16 protein-coding genes and 1 tRNA gene are annotated in these 19,089 nt (G+C 33.6%); 7 read left to right on the forward strand and 10 right to left on the reverse strand.

All coding sequences use genetic code 11. From position 1 onward, the window contains the following. The 3 genes from AO58_RS16975 to AO58_RS0105540 form a co-directional block, all read right to left on the reverse strand. The coding region (locus tag AO58_RS16975) for a 6-phosphogluconolactonase (protein WP_035717412.1) at positions 1 to 581 on the reverse strand (581 nt) is incomplete at its 3' end. Between the two features lie 414 nt (positions 582 to 995). Beyond that, positions 996 to 2,597 carry a RagB/SusD family nutrient uptake outer membrane protein gene (locus tag AO58_RS0105535; RefSeq protein ID WP_024980751.1) on the reverse strand — a complete coding sequence of 534 codons (1,602 nt, stop codon included), beginning with the start codon at positions 2,595 to 2,597 and terminating at the stop codon, positions 996 to 998. Positions 2,598 to 2,608: 11 nt separating this feature from the next. Continuing rightward, a complete protein-coding gene (locus AO58_RS0105540) occupies positions 2,609 to 5,629 on the reverse strand; it encodes a carboxypeptidase-like regulatory domain-containing protein (RefSeq protein ID WP_024980752.1) in 3,021 nt (1,006 codons plus the stop codon). Between the two features lie 261 nt (positions 5,630 to 5,890). On the opposite strand from AO58_RS0105540, the gene AO58_RS0105545 reads away from it, so the two are divergent. The 3 genes from AO58_RS0105545 (at position 5,891) to AO58_RS0105555 (ending at position 9,089) form a co-directional block, all read left to right on the forward strand. Further along, positions 5,891 to 6,943, forward strand: coding sequence for a sensor histidine kinase (locus AO58_RS0105545; protein WP_024980753.1), 1,053 nt, complete (start codon positions 5,891 to 5,893; stop codon positions 6,941 to 6,943). Continuing rightward, entirely contained in the window at positions 6,933 to 7,640 is a 708-nt protein-coding gene (locus AO58_RS0105550; RefSeq protein WP_024980754.1) for a LytR/AlgR family response regulator transcription factor, read from the forward strand. Before AO58_RS0105545 ends, AO58_RS0105550 begins: the two co-directional genes overlap by 11 nt. A gap of 189 nt (positions 7,641 to 7,829) precedes the next feature. Further along, positions 7,830 to 9,089: an MFS transporter gene (locus AO58_RS0105555; protein ID WP_024980755.1), complete on the forward strand. Its 1,260-nt coding sequence runs from the start codon at positions 7,830 to 7,832 to the stop codon at positions 9,087 to 9,089. A 97-nt stretch (positions 9,090 to 9,186) separates the two neighbouring features. Here the strand turns inward: AO58_RS0105555 and AO58_RS0105560 are convergent, their stop codons facing one another. Beyond that, positions 9,187 to 9,693 (reverse strand): adenine phosphoribosyltransferase, encoded by a 507-nt coding sequence (locus tag AO58_RS0105560; protein ID WP_024980756.1) that lies wholly within the window; start codon positions 9,691 to 9,693, stop codon positions 9,187 to 9,189. A 119-nt stretch (positions 9,694 to 9,812) separates the two neighbouring features. On the opposite strand from AO58_RS0105560, the gene AO58_RS0105565 reads away from it, so the two are divergent. Further along, positions 9,813 to 9,886: transfer RNA gene (locus tag AO58_RS0105565), tRNA-Arg, on the forward strand. 63 nt (positions 9,887 to 9,949) lie between these two features. After that, positions 9,950 to 10,519 carry a pentapeptide repeat-containing protein gene (locus AO58_RS0105570; RefSeq protein ID WP_024980757.1) on the forward strand — a complete coding sequence of 190 codons (570 nt, stop codon included), beginning with the start codon at positions 9,950 to 9,952 and terminating at the stop codon, positions 10,517 to 10,519. Here AO58_RS0105570 and AO58_RS0105575 read toward each other — a convergent pair. From AO58_RS0105575 to glyA, 6 genes are all read right to left on the reverse strand, one after another. After that, positions 10,516 to 11,196, reverse strand: a complete 681-nt coding sequence (locus AO58_RS0105575; RefSeq protein WP_024980758.1) for an ABC transporter ATP-binding protein — start codon at positions 11,194 to 11,196, stop codon at positions 10,516 to 10,518. The two genes, AO58_RS0105570 and AO58_RS0105575, sit on opposite strands and share 4 nt — an antisense overlap. A 1-nt stretch (position 11,197) precedes the next feature. Then, a complete protein-coding gene (locus tag AO58_RS0105580) occupies positions 11,198 to 12,454 on the reverse strand; it encodes an ABC transporter permease (protein ID WP_024980759.1) in 1,257 nt (418 codons plus the stop codon). Further along, a complete protein-coding gene (locus AO58_RS0105585) occupies positions 12,454 to 13,548 on the reverse strand; it encodes an efflux RND transporter periplasmic adaptor subunit (protein ID WP_024980760.1) in 1,095 nt (364 codons plus the stop codon). Before AO58_RS0105585 ends, AO58_RS0105580 begins: the two co-directional genes overlap by 1 nt. Before the next feature lie 99 nt (positions 13,549 to 13,647). Continuing rightward, positions 13,648 to 14,145, reverse strand: a complete 498-nt coding sequence (locus AO58_RS0105590; RefSeq protein WP_024980761.1) for a GNAT family N-acetyltransferase — start codon at positions 14,143 to 14,145, stop codon at positions 13,648 to 13,650. 50 nt (positions 14,146 to 14,195) lie between these two features. After that, positions 14,196 to 14,789, reverse strand: coding sequence for a MiaE family protein (locus tag AO58_RS0105595; RefSeq protein WP_024980762.1), 594 nt, complete (start codon positions 14,787 to 14,789; stop codon positions 14,196 to 14,198). Positions 14,790 to 14,929: 140 nt separating this feature from the next. Beyond that, the gene (gene glyA / locus AO58_RS0105600) at positions 14,930 to 16,204 is read right to left on the reverse strand and encodes a serine hydroxymethyltransferase (RefSeq protein WP_024980763.1); all 1,275 of its coding nucleotides are present in this window, start codon (positions 16,202 to 16,204) and stop codon (positions 14,930 to 14,932) included. Between the two features lie 107 nt (positions 16,205 to 16,311). Here glyA and fahA point away from each other — a divergent pair, with 107 nt between their 5' ends. Next, on the forward strand, positions 16,312 to 17,595 hold the full coding sequence (gene fahA, locus AO58_RS0105605) for a fumarylacetoacetase (RefSeq protein ID WP_024980764.1): 1,284 nt from the start codon (positions 16,312 to 16,314) through the stop codon (positions 17,593 to 17,595). Between the two features lie 123 nt (positions 17,596 to 17,718). Continuing rightward, a complete protein-coding gene (locus AO58_RS0105610) occupies positions 17,719 to 18,900 on the forward strand; it encodes a hypothetical protein (protein WP_024980765.1) in 1,182 nt (393 codons plus the stop codon). Positions 18,901 to 19,089 lie beyond the last annotated feature (189 nt).

A 19,089-nucleotide genomic window follows, 5' to 3' on the forward strand; every position in this document is an offset into this window, starting at 1 on the left:
CTAGTGATATGATCCAAAGTAATGATGCGAGTTCCTGAATTGATATGTGAGCCCGGCTCATTGAAACCAACGTGTCCCGTACGACCAATTCCTAACAATTGAAAATCAAGGCCACCTGCGTTTTTTATGTTCATTTCGTAATCAATACAATATTGATTTAACTCCTCAATAGCAACCGTTCCATCAGGTACGTGAACATTGTCTGGATGAATATCAATATGATTGAATAAATGTTGGTGCATAAAGAAATGATAACTTTGCTTGTTTTCTTTATTCATCGGATAGTACTCATCCAAATTGAAAGTGATTACGTTCTTAAAGCTTAACCCTTCCTCTTTGTGCATACGAACCAATTCTTCGTAAACTTTGATAGGCGATGATCCAGTGGCCAATCCTAACACACAATTCTCATTGCTTTCTTGTTTTGAGCGAATCAAATCGGCTATTTCTTGAGCTACTATTTTTGAAGCTTCCACTGAATTTTTAAAAATCTCGTTGTGGATTTTCTCAAATCGTGTTTCTTCGAATTTTCCTGCACTTTTGTAACTAATATCTGGCTTAATCTCTAAAGTGTTTTTCATTGTATTTAAATTTTAATTTTTTTTATTTGACTAAATAGCTACTCATGATTTTTAAATAACATTCTTATATTTTCAAATCTTTAGCTTGTTAATTTATTTGATTTTATGCATTATAAAACCGTTTTAGTATAAATATACATCAAATGTAAACGTAATAGTTCTAGCAAAAAAATAAAAAAAACAAACGGCAAGAGTTTATATACCAACGACAATATTCAATCAATAACAGGTGTTTTTTATCAAAAAACAATAAAAAACCACTCCTTCATTAACTAAATCTTTATTGTTTTCATAATTAAATCTTAACAAAATGATTGATGAATCCTAATTATTACTAATTCAAGGTATTCAAGAATCGAATAAAAATGGAATAAGTAATTTTGAAATTACTTATTCCATTTATTTTATTTCCTACTAGAAGTTTCCTCCAGTAGTATCCCACCATAATCTTGTGCCTCCTGTATCAGGTCCGCCTAATTTGGCTTCACCAGTAGCTACTCCAGCTTTATTTCCTGCAATTTCAGATTGTACAAAATTAACTCTACGTACTCCAAATTCGGTTGTGATTTTTCCTGCACTTTTGTTTACAACAACAGGCAATAATTTTGGATATCCTGTTCTTCTGTATTCAGACCATGCTTCTTGACCTTCTGGGAAACCAGCAATCCATTTTTGTGTAATGATCTTTTGCAATTTCACTTCGTTTGTAGCTGCAGCATCCCAAGCCACAGATACATTATTTACAGCAGTTCCATTGTTAGCTGCGTTTACAGGGTCCACATAATTAATTGGTAAACTTGCATTATCCGCAATGTAATTTGCTGCACCAGCAACTCCATGTTGTGCAAAAGATGCTGCAATACCTTGCTCATATAAACTTTGAGCAGTACCTCCCATGTTCCAACCTCTCAATGCTCCTTCTGCTTTCAAAAAGCAAACTTCCGCAAAAGACATCCAAACATAGACACTAGTTTTCCCAACTTTACCAACTCTTGAAAAATTAGTACGCAAATCTTTACCTACTGCTTGATCTCCTGAAATCTCGATACCGTTTCTAATACCTTTGTATTGTCCTGGGTATTGAGTAGAAGTATCAAAGAAAATCGCTAATCTTGGATCTTTGTACCCTACTAACATGGATTCCATATCTGCAGACATATTTACATCGCCATAAACATTACTACAACCATAAATACCAGTAGTAAATCCGCTATCATAAGAAAAAGTATCCTCTTGACTTTTGAAAACACCATATTTTTGTGCTACCGCTTTTTCAGCTTCCGCTTTAGCTAAAGTTGGATTTTTTTTCACGATACGCATTGCTAATCTCAAACGTAATGAATTAGCATACTTAGCCCATTTTGAATAATTTCCTCCATAAGAAGATTTATCCGAAGACACCAAAATAGATTTTTCTCCCGAATCTGCACTTTTAGACAATTCAGTTACAGCTTCATCTAATTCAGCAAACATTTGTTTGTACACTTCTTCTTGAGAATCGTACTCTTTCACAGCATCAGTAGTACTAAATTTAGAATAAACGATTGGACCATAAGTATCTGTAATTCTATGCATTGCCTGAACTTTCAAGACTAAAGACATAGCATAAATTTGATTGTACTGTCCTTTCTTTTTTGTTAAGTTCTCTACTTTCAAAGCATTAGCCATTACTTCCGTATAGGCTTTTCCCCAAGCCCATCCGTTCCAACCATCGATCAAGTTGTAAGTAGAGTTATTTGAGCCACCAGCAAAACCTGTTGGAATGGCTGCATAACCTGACCACAAATCGGCTTGTAGGTTTTGTTGAATTTGATAACTCCAAATTGGATCGTGATTCCAAACATTATTGAACATCACTTTTATTGGTGCATTGATATTTCCAAAATCTTGGGCTAAAATTTCACCTGTAGCCCCTGCAGTATTAGAATTTAATTCGTCAAAATCTCCAGTACAACTTACTGTCATAGATAATAAACTAAAACATACAGCTGCTTTTTTTATTGTATTTAATTTCATTGTTTTAGTATTTAGAAAGTTACATTTAAATTTAATCCGATACTTCTAGTAGAAGGTAAGCCAAAAATATCTACCCCTTGAAGACCTTCTCCTGTACTTAATGCAATATTTGGATCAAATGGAGCATCTTTGTAGATAAAGAATAAATTTCTACCTACAACTGACATAGAAGCTGACTGTAAAAATGGTAAACTTTTCACGTTGAATGTATAACCAAGTGACAACTCTCTTACACTAATGTTTGTAGCATCATAAACATACTCTCCTAAAGCACCATTTCTACCTCCTACTTTTGCATAATACTTCTCTGCAGCAATACTTGTTACTGGTGTTTTGCCATCAGCCGCAACTGCGTTCACTTTAACTCCTCCTGCATTTTTAGCATCACCAAAAGCTTTAGAAACTCCAGCTTGATCATTTATTGCTTGAGTCATACTCAAAACATTACCTCCAAATCTTCCATCAACTAGAACATTTAATGTAAAGTTTCCAACTTTAAAGTTATTAGCAAAACCTAACATAAAATCAGGATTAGCAATACCTACTTCTTTAAAATTCTGATCTACTTGTACATCACCATTGTTATCCAATAAAAGTCTTCCTTTATCATCTCTAACCGCGGTAAACGCTTCAATTACACCAAAAGGTCTTCCTTCAATTAATGAAAACTGATATCCATTACTACCTGGTAACGTTAAATTGATTCTTCCACCTAACTCAGCAGGAATATTATTCACTTTATTAGTGTTTTTAGAGAAGTTAACTGTAGAATTCCAAGAAAATTTCTCTCCTTCGATAACTTTTCCAGTTAACACCACCTCAATACCTTTATTTTCAATACTTGCTGCATTAAAGGCATAATTAGCATAACCAAAAGGATTCGTTGCTGGTGCTGGAACTTGAACGTATTGGTTTTTGGTGTCTGAATTATAGTAGGATATTTCAAAACCTAATCTATTATTAAACATTCTCCATTCAGTTCCTATTTCAAATTCTGATTTTAACTCAGGTTTCAAAGAAGATCCTGGTCTTGGTCCTACTGAAGGAGCTATAACATTACCCGCAATTATGGTAGCAACTGGAGAAGTAACACCAACAGGAATATCGTTACCTACTTGAGCATAAGTAGCACGAACTTTACCGAAACTAATCCATTCTGGCATTTCGGTCATTTGAGAAATGATGCCAGTCAAACCAACTGATGGGTAGAAAAATGACAAATTATCAGTATTTACAAGAGTAGATGACCAATCATTTCTGGCAGCAACATCTAAAAACAAATAATCTTTATAACCAAATGTACTTGTTGCAAATATAGACTGAACCTCTCTTTCAGCTCCTCCTATTTGTTGGTTCAATTTATTGTTTACAAAATTTCCAAGTGTAAACCAGTTCGTATTTACCAAACCTCCATTATTGATTCCTGAATTCAAAACAGTTGATTTGTTTGCTAATGTACTAGTAACACTAGTACCAAGTATTGCATTAAAAGTAAAGTCAGAATTAAAAGCAGTATTAATTCTTGCTATAAAATCACCATATTTTTGTGAACTTTCATTATTAATGTTCACATAAGTTCCATTTCTATTAACCAAAATTTCACTTGTTGTAGCATGCATTTTTTTATCAAACTCACTATTGATTTTATTATAACTAAATCTAGATGAAAGATTCAACCAATTGTTTACTTTGTAATCTAATGCAATAGATCCATTAAAGAAATTGTTGCTATCTATTGATTTTGCTTTATTAATTAACCAATATGGATTTTGAATGTATTCATTAATCACTGGATAATTTTGAGCATAAATATTTCTAACAGGATCAAAAACTTGATAGTTATTTTTCAAATTAGCAAAATCATTTCCAGCCCCTCTTGGTAATAAGTATGTCCCTAATAATGGATTAAAATACAACCCACTTATTGGTCGGTTTACAATTTCTTGAGTCGTATATTTAGCATCAACTGCTACTGTCAATTTGTTATCAAAAAACTTTCCAGTTTGTCTGATTCCAAAGTTATTTCTTTTCAAACTGTTTCCCGGCATAATACCATCTGCGGAAGTGTTGGCATAAGATAAATTAGTTGAAGCTACATCAGATGCTGATGAAAAACTAACTGAAGAAATTTGAGTATTTCCAGTTTCAAAAAAATCTTTTACGTGATCTCTAGTTTTTTCTTTCTCTCCTTTAAAGTTGTAATCATTTTGAAATTTAGGCAAATAAGCTGCCGTTTCAAAAAGTGTTACAGAAGAACCCGTTATGGTTGATTTTCCTTCTTTAGCTTTTTTAGAAGAAAGCAAGATTACACCATTTGCCCCTTGAGAGCCATACAATACTGATGCTGCTGCACCTTTCAAAACAGTCATTCCATCATAATCCTCAGGATTGATCAATGAAACAACATCACCACCATCGCGGTTACCACCACTTAAATCACCAAAAGTTTCATTAGGCTGACTTGAAGACCCATTAAACAAAGGAATACCATCTATAACATATAAAGGTTGGTTATTACTTACAGAAGAGTTTCCACGGATCGCTACTTTGGTAGATCCACCAGTACCACCCGCACTTCTCGTAACGGCTACACCAGCAATTTTACCTGCTATAGTATTGACAATACTTGCATCTTTTACTCTAGTAAACTCCTCTCCTTTTAGCTCTTGAGCAGCATAGGTGATTGATTTTTTAGATTTCTTGATACCTAATGAAGTTACCACCACTTCAGTTAAAGCAGTAGTAGATTCAGCTTTTAACACGATATCGAGTGTTTCTTCGTCACCTACAACTACAGAATTCGACTCATATCCTAAATAAGATATTACTAATGTTTTACCTTTGCTTACTTTGATGGTAAAAGATCCATCAAAATCAGTAGAGGAACCGTTTGATTCTCCCTGCACTTTAACATTTGCGGATGGAATTGGAGCTCCACTGCGGTCCACTACCTTTCCTTTGACTGTTTTTACTTGCGCGAGTACCAATTGCGAAGTAAAAATCAGCATAACGATTACTAAAATTTTTTTCATTTTTTTAAATGTATTTGTTAGTTATGGTGTAAATCTATTCTTAAGGTTTTGTTAAAAAAAATAAATTATACGAACGGATCTTTTTTTTAAACCAACAGCATTTTTTTTTCAATAATACGCGAAACGAAAACGTTTTCTTAACTAAAGATTCTCATCAAAAAACATCATACCTTACTTTTTACATAGAAAAAAAAGGTTTTTAACAACAAAATGAGTATTGTTGCAAAATATAAATAGCTCCAAAATAATAAACAACATATAATGAATAGAATAAAAAACTTAACATTTGACATAAAAATAAAAAACCATTTTTGGTTTTGGGGCATCTATTTTCTACTTAATTTTTTACGCTGGGGCGCCTACTTTAATGATTATGAATATTCGTTTAAGTCAAATGTTATAGAATTTGCTTTACACATTCCGCTGGTTTATTTCAATTTGTTTTTGTTGGTCCCGAGATATGTTTTAAAATCAAAATATTGGCATTATACACTTTCTCTCATCCTTTCTTTGGCAGTCATTTATATCCTAAAAACAGGACTAACCTATTTTTTAATTTCTAAAAATATATGGCCGGAAGCAAATCGAGATTACGAAGCTTTTGAAATCAATCATATTATTGCTGTTTGCATTGGTGAATTGTATGTGCTAGCCATGGCATCGTCAGTTTACTTGACGCTTACTTGGCTCAAAGAAAGAGAACGAAATAGAATTCTTGAGGAAAATCAATTTAAAATAAAACTCAAATACTTAAAAACTCAAATTCAACCTCATTTTTTCTTCAATACGCTAAACAATCTTTACGCACTTTCCCTAGAATCTTCGGACAAAGTGCCCAATGTTATCATAAAATTATCCCAATTAATGGAATATGTTTTGTACGATATTGAAGGCACCAAATTTGTTCCTCTAATAAAGGAGCTCGATTATATTCAAAATTATATCGAAATAGAAAAACTACGTTTTGAAAACGTACAAGTATATATCAATCTAGAAAACAATATAGAAAACGTCTTTGTCCCTCCGTTACTTTTGATTAATTTAATCGAAAACGCATTCAAACATGGTGGCGCCAATAATACTGACTTAAAAATTAAAATCAATTTCAAAATTATCAATGGAAATATGCTAGATTTTGAAATAATAAATAATTTTGTACATTCACAAAACGAAAACCATAAACACGGCATTGGTCTAACCAATACTAAAGAAAGATTGGAGTTGATTTTTAAAAACAAATATCAATTAAATCATCAAATCAAGTTTAATTTTTTTATAATTCGTTTACAAATTCCCATAAGCAATGAAGATTAAGTGTGTATTGATTGATGATGAACCATTAGCTAGTAAAGTAATACAAAACTACTTTGAAAACTTTCCCGAATTCGAAATCGTAAAAACATTTACCAATCCTATTGAAGCATTAGATTTCATAAACAATACTACCATTGATGCGCTTTTTCTAGACATCAACATGCCATTAATGTCAGGGTTTGAATTGATCCATTTGTATCATAATAAAAAAAATACAAAAATCATCATCACTTCAGCCTTTAGAGAGTTTGCTGCAGAAAGTTATGATTTAGATGTATTAGATTACCTAGTTAAACCCATTCCACTGCCAAGATTCATCAAATGCCTTTCGAAAATAACCAATGAATTTCAAAATAAAAACAGCCCAAAACATGACAACCATCGGGTTGAACCTCATATTTTTATCAAAGTAGATAAAAAAATGGTAAAAGTAAATATTGATGAAATTCTATTCGTTGAAGGCATGAAAGAATACATCAAGGTAGTTACCCAAGAAAAAACGTACATTACCCACAAATCACTCTCTTCACTAACTGATGAACTTCCAGAAGAGCGATTTATGCGTATTCATAAATCGTTCACAATTGCCATTGACAAAGTCAAAACACTTGAAGGCAATCGTATTCAAATTACTTCTTACACCATCCCAATTGGAAGAAACTTTAGCAAAGAAGTGAAAAATAGAATATTGGAATAAACCACCATCATTTGTGATCTACCTGCTCCTATTTTAATTGGTTTAACCAAAGAAAATACGTGTTATTGAAGAAAAAAGGTAGTTCATTTAAAAAAATGTAAAAAATAACCAAAAAATTTTTTTTTCGAAATCGTAAGAGATATATTTACGTCTAATACTTTGTTTAATTAAAAATAAAAATAAATACCTATGTCTAAGAATAAAAGTTATTTACTACCCATTGCAATGATGTTCTTTTTGTTTTTCATCATATCCTTTGTTACAGGCCTTCAAAACCCAATGGGAGGCATCTTAAAAGAACAATTTACTTTAAGTAATTTCGAATCCCAATTAGCCAATATGGCGGTTTTCCTTGCTTATCTTTTTATGGGAATACCCGCTGGTAAAATGATCGAAAAATTAGGGTATAAAAAGTCAGCGTTAATCTCATTAGTTATTGGATTTTCTGGTGTTTTAATTTTGTTTCTTGCTGGAAAAATAGAATCTTTCAATTTTTATTTATTTGGAGCATTTGTTTCAGGGTTTTCAATGTGTATCTTAAATGCAGTTGTAAATCCAATGCTATCCATTTTAGGTGACGAAAAAGGAGCCAATTCAAGACTTAACTTTGGAGGCGCACTAAACTCTTTAGGAGGAACATTAGCGCCAATTTTAGGAGGTGTGGTGGTTGGAAACATCCTTTCGCCAAAAATCTCCGATGCAAATCCTTTGTTATTTATGGCAATGGGAATTTTTGCTTTGGTATTCTTGGTTTTGTATAGCGTACAAATTCCAGAACCAGAAATTTCTGTTGCTGAAAAAGGAAATGAAAAAAATAGCCCTTTATCGTTTACGCACTTCAAAATGGGGTTAATTGCTATTTTCTTATACGTTGGAGTAGAAGTTTCGATCTCAAATACCACTTTGAATTACTTAATCAATGATCTGAAATTTGATAAAGGTGTTGCAGGATCTATTGTAGGATCTTATTGGTTACTTATGCTTGTAGGTCGTTTACTTGGAGGTGTTTTGGGTAAAAAATTCTCTAGTAAACAAATGTTGGTAACTGTATCTTCAGTAGCACTGCTTTTTGTGGTTTCCTCAATACTTATGGGTACAGGTACCTCTGCGTACATGCCTGCCTTTTCTGGCGAAACTTTATCTTTTAGTATGACTCAAGTTCCATTAAGTATTTTGCTTTTGGTACTTTGCGGATTATGCCTATCGGTTATGTGGCCTGGAATCTTCAATCTAGCCACTTCAGGTTTAGGAAAATACACAGCCCAAGGTTCTGGATTTTTTATGACAATGGTATTTGGTGGTGGTATTATTCCATTAGTACAAGCCTACGCAGTAGATGTTACAGGAAGTTTTCCTTCTAGCTACTGGATTGTTGTTTTAAGTTTAGTTTATATCTTATATTTTGCAGTTTCTGGATGCAAAAACATCAACAAAGATATTCCGGTTTAAAATTGATTGTACTAAGCGAAAAGTACATTACACTAAAAACTAAAAGAGCTCGAAAAAATTTCGAGCTCTTTTTTTTATAAAATATTCTAACAGTATTCTAATAGACCACTGGAGCAAAAACGGGGCGATCTCCTAATTTATCTCTTCCATTCAAGAAAGTCAATTCCATTATAAAGTTACACTGTACAATAGTACCGCCTAATCTTTCGACCAATTCACAAACCGCCTTAGCAGTGCCTCCTGTGGCCAAAACATCATCATGTATCAAAACCCTATCACCAGGCTGAATGGCGTCAGTATGGATCTCTAATGTATCCGTTCCATATTCCAAGTCATAAGAAGCCGAAATCGTATCAAAAGGCAGTTTATTGGGTTTACGAACCGGAACAAAACCAGCATTTAACTCTTGAGCAATTAAAGTACCAAAAAAGAAACCTCTACTTTCAACACCAACTACTTTATTTATTGCCTGATCTTTTAATGCCGCAACCAACACATCAAGGCATTTTTTACGAGCAATTGGATCAATTAACAACGGAGTTATGTCTTTAAATGAAATTCCTTCTTTTGGAAAGTCCTGAATATCACGAATATACTTTTTCATCGTATTTTTTTTTAATTTTTATACAAATTCATGCTTGCAATTTACACATTTATTCTTATATTTGCACCCGCAATCAGGTCATCAATCAAACATGATTAAATGACTAAAATGATTCAAAAGGCCTCGTGGCGCAACTGAATAGCGCATCTGATTACGGCTCAGAAGGTTACTGGTTTGAATCCAGTCGAGGTCACTAAAAAAAACGCAATTGTCTCTTGATAATTGCGTTTTTTGCTTTAAAACACTTCCTTTGTGCATGCCAAACTACAATCTAGATCAACATTACCAAAAAATCATTTATAACAGAGACGAATTAAATCACAATGAATTCGAATGTTGCACGTTTGAAAATTGTGATTTTACGGCTTGCAATTTTATGGATGTTACCTTTATTGATTGTGTGTTTACAAAGTGTAATTTTAATGGAGCACACATCAATCACGTGGCATTACGAACCGTTACTTTTAACCATTGTCAAATCAGAGAGGTTAATTTTGCAATGTGCAATAAACTAATTTTTGAAGTGCATTTTCAACATTGTGTATTGGACTTTTCAAAGTTTTACACTTTAAAACTAAAAGGAACCACTTTTATGAATTGTAGTTTAATTGCAGTAGATTTTATGGCAACTGACTTAACCGAAAGTATTTTTGATAATTGTGACCTGTACCGCGCCGAATTTGACAAAGCTATTGCCAACAAAGCGAATTTCAAAACAAGCTATAATTATACTATAGATCCTTCCAAAACCAAACTTAAAAAGGCAACTTTCAGTCTCAACGAAGTAAAAGGCTTACTTTTTAAACACGAAATTCTAGTAGATTAACTTTTTATTATTCGACCGTCTTGCATAGTTATTGTTCTATCTGAACGCTCTGCAAAATCATTATCATGCGTTACAATCAATAGCGTCTGTTTCTGCTCATGGGTCAATTGCTTAAAAATATCAAACACTAGGTCGCTGTTTTTTTTATCTAAATTTCCTGTAGGTTCATCTCCCATAATGATTAAAGGATCATTGATTAACGCTCTCGCTATAGCTACCCTTTGTTTTTGTCCACCGCTCAATTGATTCGGCAACTTCAAAGCATGTTCGTGCATGTCTAATGTTTTCAGATGCTCCATTGCACGATGCTCCACTTCCTTTTCAGAAAACTTAGCCAATTTCAATCCCGGAAGCATTACGTTTTTCAGCACATTATATTCATTGAGCAAATAATGAAATTGAAAAACAAAGCCGATTTTTTCATTGCGAATCAAAGCCAATTCTTTGTCGGATTTTCCAGTAATCAATTCATTATTCACAAACAATTGTCCATCATAATCTGTATCCATGGTCGAAAGCAAATACAACAACGTTGATTTCCCACAGCCTGATTTACCTACAATCGAAACAAACTCGCCATGATTGATACTCATATCGATTTCCTTCAACACTTGAAATTTTACAGGATCATAAAAATATTTACTCAATCCGATAGTTTGCAGTACTTTATTTTCCATTTTATTTTCCTCTAATAATTTCTACTGGATCTACTTTGCTGGCTTTTAAAGCAGGAAACAAACCTGCAATAGTCGTGGTGAACAACGCAAATACAATTCCGATGATATAATACAAAATATTGAAATTAATTGGATACGTTTTGACGGTTGGCAAAGCCGCAGTTTCAAAAGGAATCACATCAATAATTGAAGTAAAAATAAATCCAAAAATGAGACCAAAAATACCTCCAGCCAAACCAATAATTATAGATAACGAAACAAAAATCCACTTGACATCATTTCCTGAAAAGCCAGTCGCTTTCAAAATAGCAATACTGTCCATTTTCTCGTAAATCATCATGTTTAGAATATTGTAAATTCCAAAACCAGCCACTATCAACAATACAATTCCAACGGCATAGGAAATTATTGTTCGCACAGAACTTCCGGTCTCAAATTGTGAATTCGCCGTTTGATAATCGATAGTATCCAATTGATACGTCGCTTGCAATTCTTTGGCTACAAGGGGCGCCGAAGTCATATCAAACAATTTAATCTGAATATCCGTAATGTAATTTGTGGCTTCACCCAACATTTTTTGAGCCGTATCTAAAGAAGTATAAGACATAGTATCGTCTATTTCTGCAATACCAATTTGAGAAATCCCGACTACTTTTAAGGTTGCCAAATTCCCTTTGGATGTAGTAACTTTGATTCGGTCTCCAACAATTAATAGCATTTTATCCGCCAATCCTTTACCAATAATAATGCTATTGTTTTGCACCAAATCGGTTATCTTTCCTTCGATGATATAATCGCTGGTTTGAAACAATCTTTCTTCCGCCAAAATAGCTATCCCATTCACCACTCCAGAAATCTCAATAGTTCCCGAATTAAAAAAAACAGGAGCCACTACCTTTGGAGCAACATCAATGATTCGTTTGTCGTCCTTAAGAGCTTTAATAATTGGAATTCCGTTATATATTGATTTCCCTCTATCTTTAGGTTTGACCGAACGGATAAAGTTGGTAGTATTTTTATAATGATTTGATAAATCAATCGGTTGATTAGCCGTAGGTTTTATTTCGTTATACAAGCGAACATGAGGTGTTCTATTTAGCATCAATCCATCTAATAAATCATTGAGTCCATTCATAAAACTGACCAATGAAATAAACATAGCGATACTAAAGGTAACCCCAATTGCTGCCACAATGGTTTGTTTTAAGCGGGCACGCAACAAATGCAAAGCGATGTTTAAGATAAGTTTGTAGTTCATTAGTTCGGTTTATAAAGCGTTTCGTTGGCTTGTAATCCATCTAAAATCTCTACTTTTTTGTAATCACTTAAGCCGACTTTTACTTTTCGTTTTTCATCTTTATTCACTAAAACATACGTACCTTCTATTAGATACTCTTTCGGAATAGTGAGTGCCTTTTTTTTGGTTTGAATAACGATATTTGCTTCAGCTGTTAAATTAGGATACAACTTGGGCGGAGCTTTTATGAACTGCGCTTCTATCTTGAACGTTCTCGAACGCTCATCCATTATGGGATAAATTTTTGAAACTACTGCATCAAAAACAGTTCCTTTATAGCTATCCATAGTAACAACGATATTTTGTCCCAACACCACTCGAACCATATCGTTTTCATCCACATCTAATTCAAGAATAAAAGTATTGCTTTTCCCAATCGTAGCAATCGGTGTTTGGGGTGTCACCAAAGTTCCTTCTTTAACCGGCAAGTCGAACAATTGACCGTCAAATTCACTTTTTACAGCAAAATCACTTTGACTTTTTTGGCTAATTTTTAAATTGATAGCATTTTTACTTTGGTCATTTTGCAATTGACTTTTGAATTGTGCCAATTGTTTTTGAGCCATTTCAAAATTACTTTTCGAGCTTTTATAGGTTTGCACTACCCTATCAAAATCAATTTGAGAAATTCCTTCATACAGCAATGCTTTTTGATTCCTGTGATAAATAGATTCATCCAAAAGTAGTTTGTCTTTCGCCGCCAAAACTTTCAACTCTAATTCGGCAATTTTATCTTGAATGTAACGACTATCTTTTTTGCTCAATTCATACGCCAATAAAGCGTTTTGAGTATTCAAATCAGCTTTGTCGCTATCTAACTCAAACAATAATTGTCCTTTGCTGATTTTTTGACCAACTACCACTTTTGTTTTTTTCAAAATTCCACTTACTGTAGGATAAACAATGTATTGGTCCTTGGCTTTTATTACGCCAGAAGCATAAACACTTTCGGTAATATCGCTTATGGTAGGTTGAATTTCTTGAGATTCTTTTTTGGAACAATTTACGAGAAGTATCGAAAAAAAGGACACTACTACAACTACTTGTGAACGCATGGTATTTTGTTTATTAAGAAGAAAGTTACCCTATAAATATAAGGTTTTCTAGGTAGTATTTTATTATAATATAAAACAAATTAGTGATAAAAACTCCTTCTATATGGCTCGCTCCATCACATAATCTTCCATCAAGTAACCATGTTCTAGCTCGATATTTACCTCACTAATGATAGAAAAACCCATTCTTTCATAAAAAGCAATCGCTTTATTAAAGCGATTGACATTCAGACACAAGGTAAGAGAACCTTGCTTTCTCGCTTCAGTGGCGATATAATCTATAAGTACTTTACCTACTCCTTTACATTGGGCGGAAGGAAGTATATAAATTTTATGAATTTTAGTTTGTTTTTGATGGTCGTAATTCCATTCAAAAGAAGCAAAACCTAAGGTTTGATTTCCTTCATTTGCCAAAACAAAATGATGTCCTCTTTGTGACACACTTTCCTTTAATGCTGTATCATTATAAAAGGCACCCAACATATAATCTAACTGAGATTTTGACAAAATTTCACCATAAGCTATTGGCCATGTTTCGTAGGCAATAGAACGTATCGTAGCAAAATCGGTTGCTGTTGCTGGGAGAACTGTAATCATAAACGAGTAAATTGGAATTAGACTTAAAAATGGCTGCTATTATTTAAAAATTAACCATGAATGGTTTCGTTCTTTCCATAATTTGAGATGACAGATTCTTCAAAAGCCAACCATTCTCTCCAACGTTTCTCAACATCAATTCCGACTCCGTATTTTCTAGCATAGGTAATAAAAGTAGTGTAATGTCCCGCTTCACTTTCCATCAAATCACGATAAAAAGAAGCTAATTCTTCGTCTTGAATGTTTTCTGAAAGCACTTTAAATCGCTCACAGCTTCTTGCTTCAATCATGGCAGAAAACAATAATCGCTCGACTAAACCAGAAACGCGACTACCATCTATGCTCTTTTTCATGTAAGCATACAGTTCATTAACATAATCATCCTTGCGCTCTCTACCTAGTTTTAATCCTCTTTTAATGATAATGTTATGGACTTGCTCAAAGTGGTCAATTTCTTCTTTGGCTAATGCTAATAAGTCTTGAACCAAATCTTGATGCTCAGAGTTATTCGTTATAATCGTAATAGCATTTGTAGCCGCTTTTTGCTCGCACCAAGCATGATCCGTTAAAATTTCTTCAATATTTTTCTCAACAATATTTACCCATCTCGGGTCAGTTGGTAATTGTAAACGTAATACTCCCATTATTTTATAAATTAAAAGTTTAAAAATTGTTTAAAGAGTTAAAAGTTGTATTAAAAATGAAAAAAAGTTTAAAGTTTTGAAATGCTTTTAAACATCAACAAAACCTTAAACCTTTAAATTTTAAATTTTTAAACAAAAATTTAGAATACAAAAATTGCTCTTTCACTCATCATTTCATTGACTTGAGCAGCCACTTCTTCTATAACATCCTCGTTTGTATGATCCATTAATACTTTATCAATCATAGCAACAATAGTTTCCATATCTTCTTCAACTAAACCACGAGTTGTAATAGCTGCAGTACCTACACGGATACCTGAAGTTACAAAAGGAGATTTATCATCAAATGGAACCATATTTTTATTAACGGTTATTTCAGCTTTTACTAATGCATTTTCTGCGTCTTTTCCTGAAATATTTTTATTTCTTAAGTCAATCAACATCATGTGATTGTCTGTTCCTCCAGAAATGATTTCGTATCCTCTAGCAACAAATGCCTCAGCCATAGCTTTTGCATTTTTCTGCAATTGCATAGCATAAGTAAAGAACTCATCTTGTAAAGCTTCACCAAATGCAACTGCTTTAGCAGCAATAATATGCATTAATGGTCCACCTTGATTACCAGGAAAAACAGCTAAGTCTAATAATGAAGACATCATACGAATTTCACCTTTTGGTGTTTTGTGTCCCCAAGGGTTTTCGAAATCTTTACCCATCATAATCAAACCACCACGTGGTCCACGAAGTGTTTTGTGAGTAGTCGTTGTTACAATATGACAATGAGGAATAGGATCATTCATTAAACCTTTAGCAATCAAACCAGCAGGATGAGAAATATCAGCCATCAAAATTGCACCAACACTATCAGCAATTTGTCTAAAACGAGCAAAATCCATATCACGAGAATAAGCAGATGCTCCAGCGATGATTAATTTAGGCTGCTCTTTCGTAGCAATTTCTTGAATTTTATCGTAATTCAAACGACCAGTTTCCTTATCTACCCCATAAAAAACTGGATTGTACAAACGTCCAGAGAAATTTACTGGAGAACCATGTGTTAAATGCCCACCATGAGACAAATCAAAACCTAAAATTGTATCTCCAGGTTTCAAACAAGCATGATACACTGCTGTATTGGCTTGAGAGCCTGAGTGAGGTTGAACATTAGCATATTCAGCACCAAACAAAGCTTTTGCTCTATCGATAGCAATTTGCTCCACAACATCTACTACTTCACAACCACCGTAGTATCTTTTGCCAGGATATCCTTCTGCATATTTATTGGTTAAAACAGAACCTGCTGCCTCTAAAACTTCATCACTTACGAAGTTTTCTGAAGCAATTAGCTCTAATCCGTGTATTTGTCTCTCTTGTTCTTCAAGAATTAGGTCAAAAATTTGTTCGTCGCGTTGCATTTTTTTGTTTTTCGTTAATTATGGCGCAAAAATACAAAAAAACGTTTGGTTACATCTTAGATTATAATATATTTGGTGTGTAATTTTCAACAAATAATTAACACATTATGCCAATACTAGCAAATAACCCAAATAGAAAATCATGGCTTGAAGTTGCTTCAGATAGTGATTTTCCCATTCAAAACATTCCATTTGGAGTGTTTCTTACCAAAGAGAATATCGTAACTGTGGGTACGCGTATTGGTAATTACGCCATTGATTTAGGCGCTTTACAACAACTCAATTATTTTGAAGGTATCGAATTAACTGACGATATGTTCATGCAAGATACACTGAACGATTTTATCTCTGATGGAAAAAAAACATGGCGTTTAGTTCGTAACAGAATTGCAGAGATTTTTGACGCAACCAATCCTAAATTACGCGATAACGAAAAACATAAAGACATCGTTATTTTTAATGTTGATGAAGTTGAAATGCAGCTCCCTGTATTAATTGGTGATTATACCGATTTCTATTCTAGCAAAGAACACGCCACCAATGTAGGCAAAATGTTTCGTGACCCAGAAAATGCTTTACTTCCAAATTGGCTACACATACCAGTAGGATATCACGGTAGAAGTTCAACCATTATTCCTTCTGGCATTCCAGTACATCGCCCCATGGGACAAACTTTACCAAATGGCGAAACAACACCTGTATTTGGCCCTTCTCGTTTGGTAGATTTTGAATTAGAGACCGCTTTTATCACCACAGATGCCAATATCATGGGTGAAAACATCCCTGTTTATGAAGCCGAAGACTATATTTTCGGAATGGTTTTGCTAAACGACTGGAGCGCTAGAGACATTCAAAAATGGGAATATGTTCCATTAGGCCCTTTTCTAGCTAAGAATTTTGCTTCCTCCATATCACCTTGGATCATCACTCTTGATGCTTTGGAACCTTTTAGAACCAAAGGCCCAAAACAAAGTCCAGCGCCACTTCCCTATTTACAATCAAAAGGGAAACATGCTTTCGATATCAACCTTGAAGTTTCAATAACACCCAAAAATGGAGTGCCAAATATAGTTTCACACACTAATTTCAAATACATGTATTGGTCAATGTGCCAGCAACTAGCACATCATACATCTAATGGTTGTAGAGTTAATTCTGGGGACATGATGGGATCAGGAACCATCTCTGGACCAACTCCTGATAGTTTTGGTTCCATGCTTGAATTGACTTGGGGAGGAAAAGATCCTATCCAGATGAATGATGGAAGCGAAAGAAAATTTATCAATGATTTTGACACAGTAACAATCAAAGGATACAGTAAAAACAATGAAGTCCGAATAGGCTTTGGAGAAGTTTCCAACCAATTGCTACCTCCATTTGTTCGTAAATAATTGAATGTTATTTCAAAATATTAAATCCGTCAAAATTACTTGTCGGATTTTTTTTTGGCATTATCTTTGGCCTGTCCAAAAACAACAAAATCAAACCTTAACCTTTTGAAATTTCATTTAAGCATGAAGAAAATTACTCTTTTTATCGCACTAGTTGCGTTCGTCGCGAGCTGTGGCGTAAAACAAACCCAACAGCTAGTAAACACTGGCAATTATGACGAAGCTATCAATAACGCCTTATCCAACTTAAGAACCAACAAAGACAAAAAAGGGAAACAAGATTACATCTACCTACTCGAAGAAGCCTTTGCAAAAGCAAAAGAAAGAGATTTGAACAACATTCAGATGCTAAACATTGAATCAAATCCGAATCAAATCGAAAAATTGTACAACTACTACGTTCAATTAAACGATCGACAAGAAAAAATAAAACCCGTACTTCCTTTGTTTTTAATAAAAGAAGGTCGCAATGCTATTTTTCCTTTTGACAATTACAACAATCAAATTGTTTCGAGTAAAAATGCTTTAGCTGAATATTTATACAAAAAAGCGCTACAATTGATAAAAACCAATACCAAAGCGAACTTCAGAAACGCTTTTGAAGAATTGACCTATCTCAACAAAATTAGCCCTAATTACAGAGAAGTAAATCGATTATTAGACGAAGCCAAATTCAAAGGAACCGATTTTGTTTTGGTAAAAACGAAAAACGAAACCAACATGGTAATCCCAGAGCAGTTGCAGACCGATTTGCTGGACTTTAGTACTTACCAATTAAATAATCCTTGGATTGTGTATCACAGCACACCACAAAAAGGAAACAAATATGACTACAGTATGAATATTCTTTTCAGAAATATTTCCGTATCGCCTGAACAAATAAAAGAACGTGAATTTGTAAAAGAACGCGATATAAAAGACGGTTATAAGAAAGTAGTCGATGCCAACGGAAAAGTGGTACTAGACGACAAAGGAAAAGAAGTTTTGGTGGACAACCTTAGGAAAGTCTCAATACAGATTTATGAATTTCGTCAATTTAAATCCTGTCAAGTGACCGCAAAAGTTGACTTTATCAACACCAAAAACAATCAATTGATGCAGTCTTACCCTATCACAAGCGAGTTTGTTTTCGAAAATATTTATGCTACTTACAAAGGAGACAGAAGAGCTACGGATGAAAATTACTTCGCCACATTTGATCGTAGAGCCGTTGCTTTTCCATCAACAGAGCAAATGATCTTCGATACAGGAGAAGATTTAAAGTCAAAAATCAAAAATGTAATGAATACCAACCGCTTCGAGTAAAAAAGAAGCTATCCATAAAAAACAATTATTCCCCTTATCGGGCTAAAAAAAGTGATTTTGACTTTCAAAATCACTTTTTTTGCTTTTAAAAATAAATTTTATTTAATTTTAACAATTTAAAATAAAATTTGATTTTTTATAAAAATTATTATCGTAAATTTGCACCGATGAAAAAAACAAGTTTACATA

Source organism: Flavobacterium succinicans LMG 10402, from assembly GCF_000611675.1.
GTDB lineage: Bacteria > Bacteroidota > Bacteroidia > Flavobacteriales > Flavobacteriaceae > Flavobacterium > Flavobacterium succinicans.

Excerpts from the sequence above, each read along its gene's own strand:
- AO58_RS0105535 (WP_024980751.1), bottom strand. The coding sequence starts at position 2,597 with ATGAAATTAAATACAATAAAAAAAGCAGCTGTATGTTTTAGTTTATTA.
- AO58_RS0105540 (WP_024980752.1), bottom strand. The coding sequence starts at position 5,629 with ATGAAAAAAATTTTAGTAATCGTTATGCTGATTTTTACTTCGCAATTG.
- AO58_RS0105545 (WP_024980753.1), top strand. The coding sequence starts at position 5,891 with ATGAATAGAATAAAAAACTTAACATTTGACATAAAAATAAAAAACCAT.
- AO58_RS0105550 (WP_024980754.1), top strand. The coding sequence starts at position 6,933 with ATGAAGATTAAGTGTGTATTGATTGATGATGAACCATTAGCTAGTAAA.
- AO58_RS0105555 (WP_024980755.1), top strand. The coding sequence starts at position 7,830 with ATGTCTAAGAATAAAAGTTATTTACTACCCATTGCAATGATGTTCTTT.
- AO58_RS0105560 (WP_024980756.1), bottom strand. The coding sequence starts at position 9,693 with ATGAAAAAGTATATTCGTGATATTCAGGACTTTCCAAAAGAAGGAATT.
- AO58_RS0105570 (WP_024980757.1), top strand. The coding sequence starts at position 9,950 with ATGCCAAACTACAATCTAGATCAACATTACCAAAAAATCATTTATAAC.
- AO58_RS0105575 (WP_024980758.1), bottom strand. The coding sequence starts at position 11,196 with ATGGAAAATAAAGTACTGCAAACTATCGGATTGAGTAAATATTTTTAT.
- AO58_RS0105580 (WP_024980759.1), bottom strand. The coding sequence starts at position 12,454 with ATGAACTACAAACTTATCTTAAACATCGCTTTGCATTTGTTGCGTGCC.
- AO58_RS0105585 (WP_024980760.1), bottom strand. The coding sequence starts at position 13,548 with ATGCGTTCACAAGTAGTTGTAGTAGTGTCCTTTTTTTCGATACTTCTC.
- AO58_RS0105590 (WP_024980761.1), bottom strand. The coding sequence starts at position 14,145 with ATGATTACAGTTCTCCCAGCAACAGCAACCGATTTTGCTACGATACGT.
- AO58_RS0105595 (WP_024980762.1), bottom strand. The coding sequence starts at position 14,789 with ATGGGAGTATTACGTTTACAATTACCAACTGACCCGAGATGGGTAAAT.
- glyA (WP_024980763.1), bottom strand. The coding sequence starts at position 16,204 with ATGCAACGCGACGAACAAATTTTTGACCTAATTCTTGAAGAACAAGAG.
- fahA (WP_024980764.1), top strand. The coding sequence starts at position 16,312 with ATGCCAATACTAGCAAATAACCCAAATAGAAAATCATGGCTTGAAGTT.
- AO58_RS0105610 (WP_024980765.1), top strand. The coding sequence starts at position 17,719 with ATGAAGAAAATTACTCTTTTTATCGCACTAGTTGCGTTCGTCGCGAGC.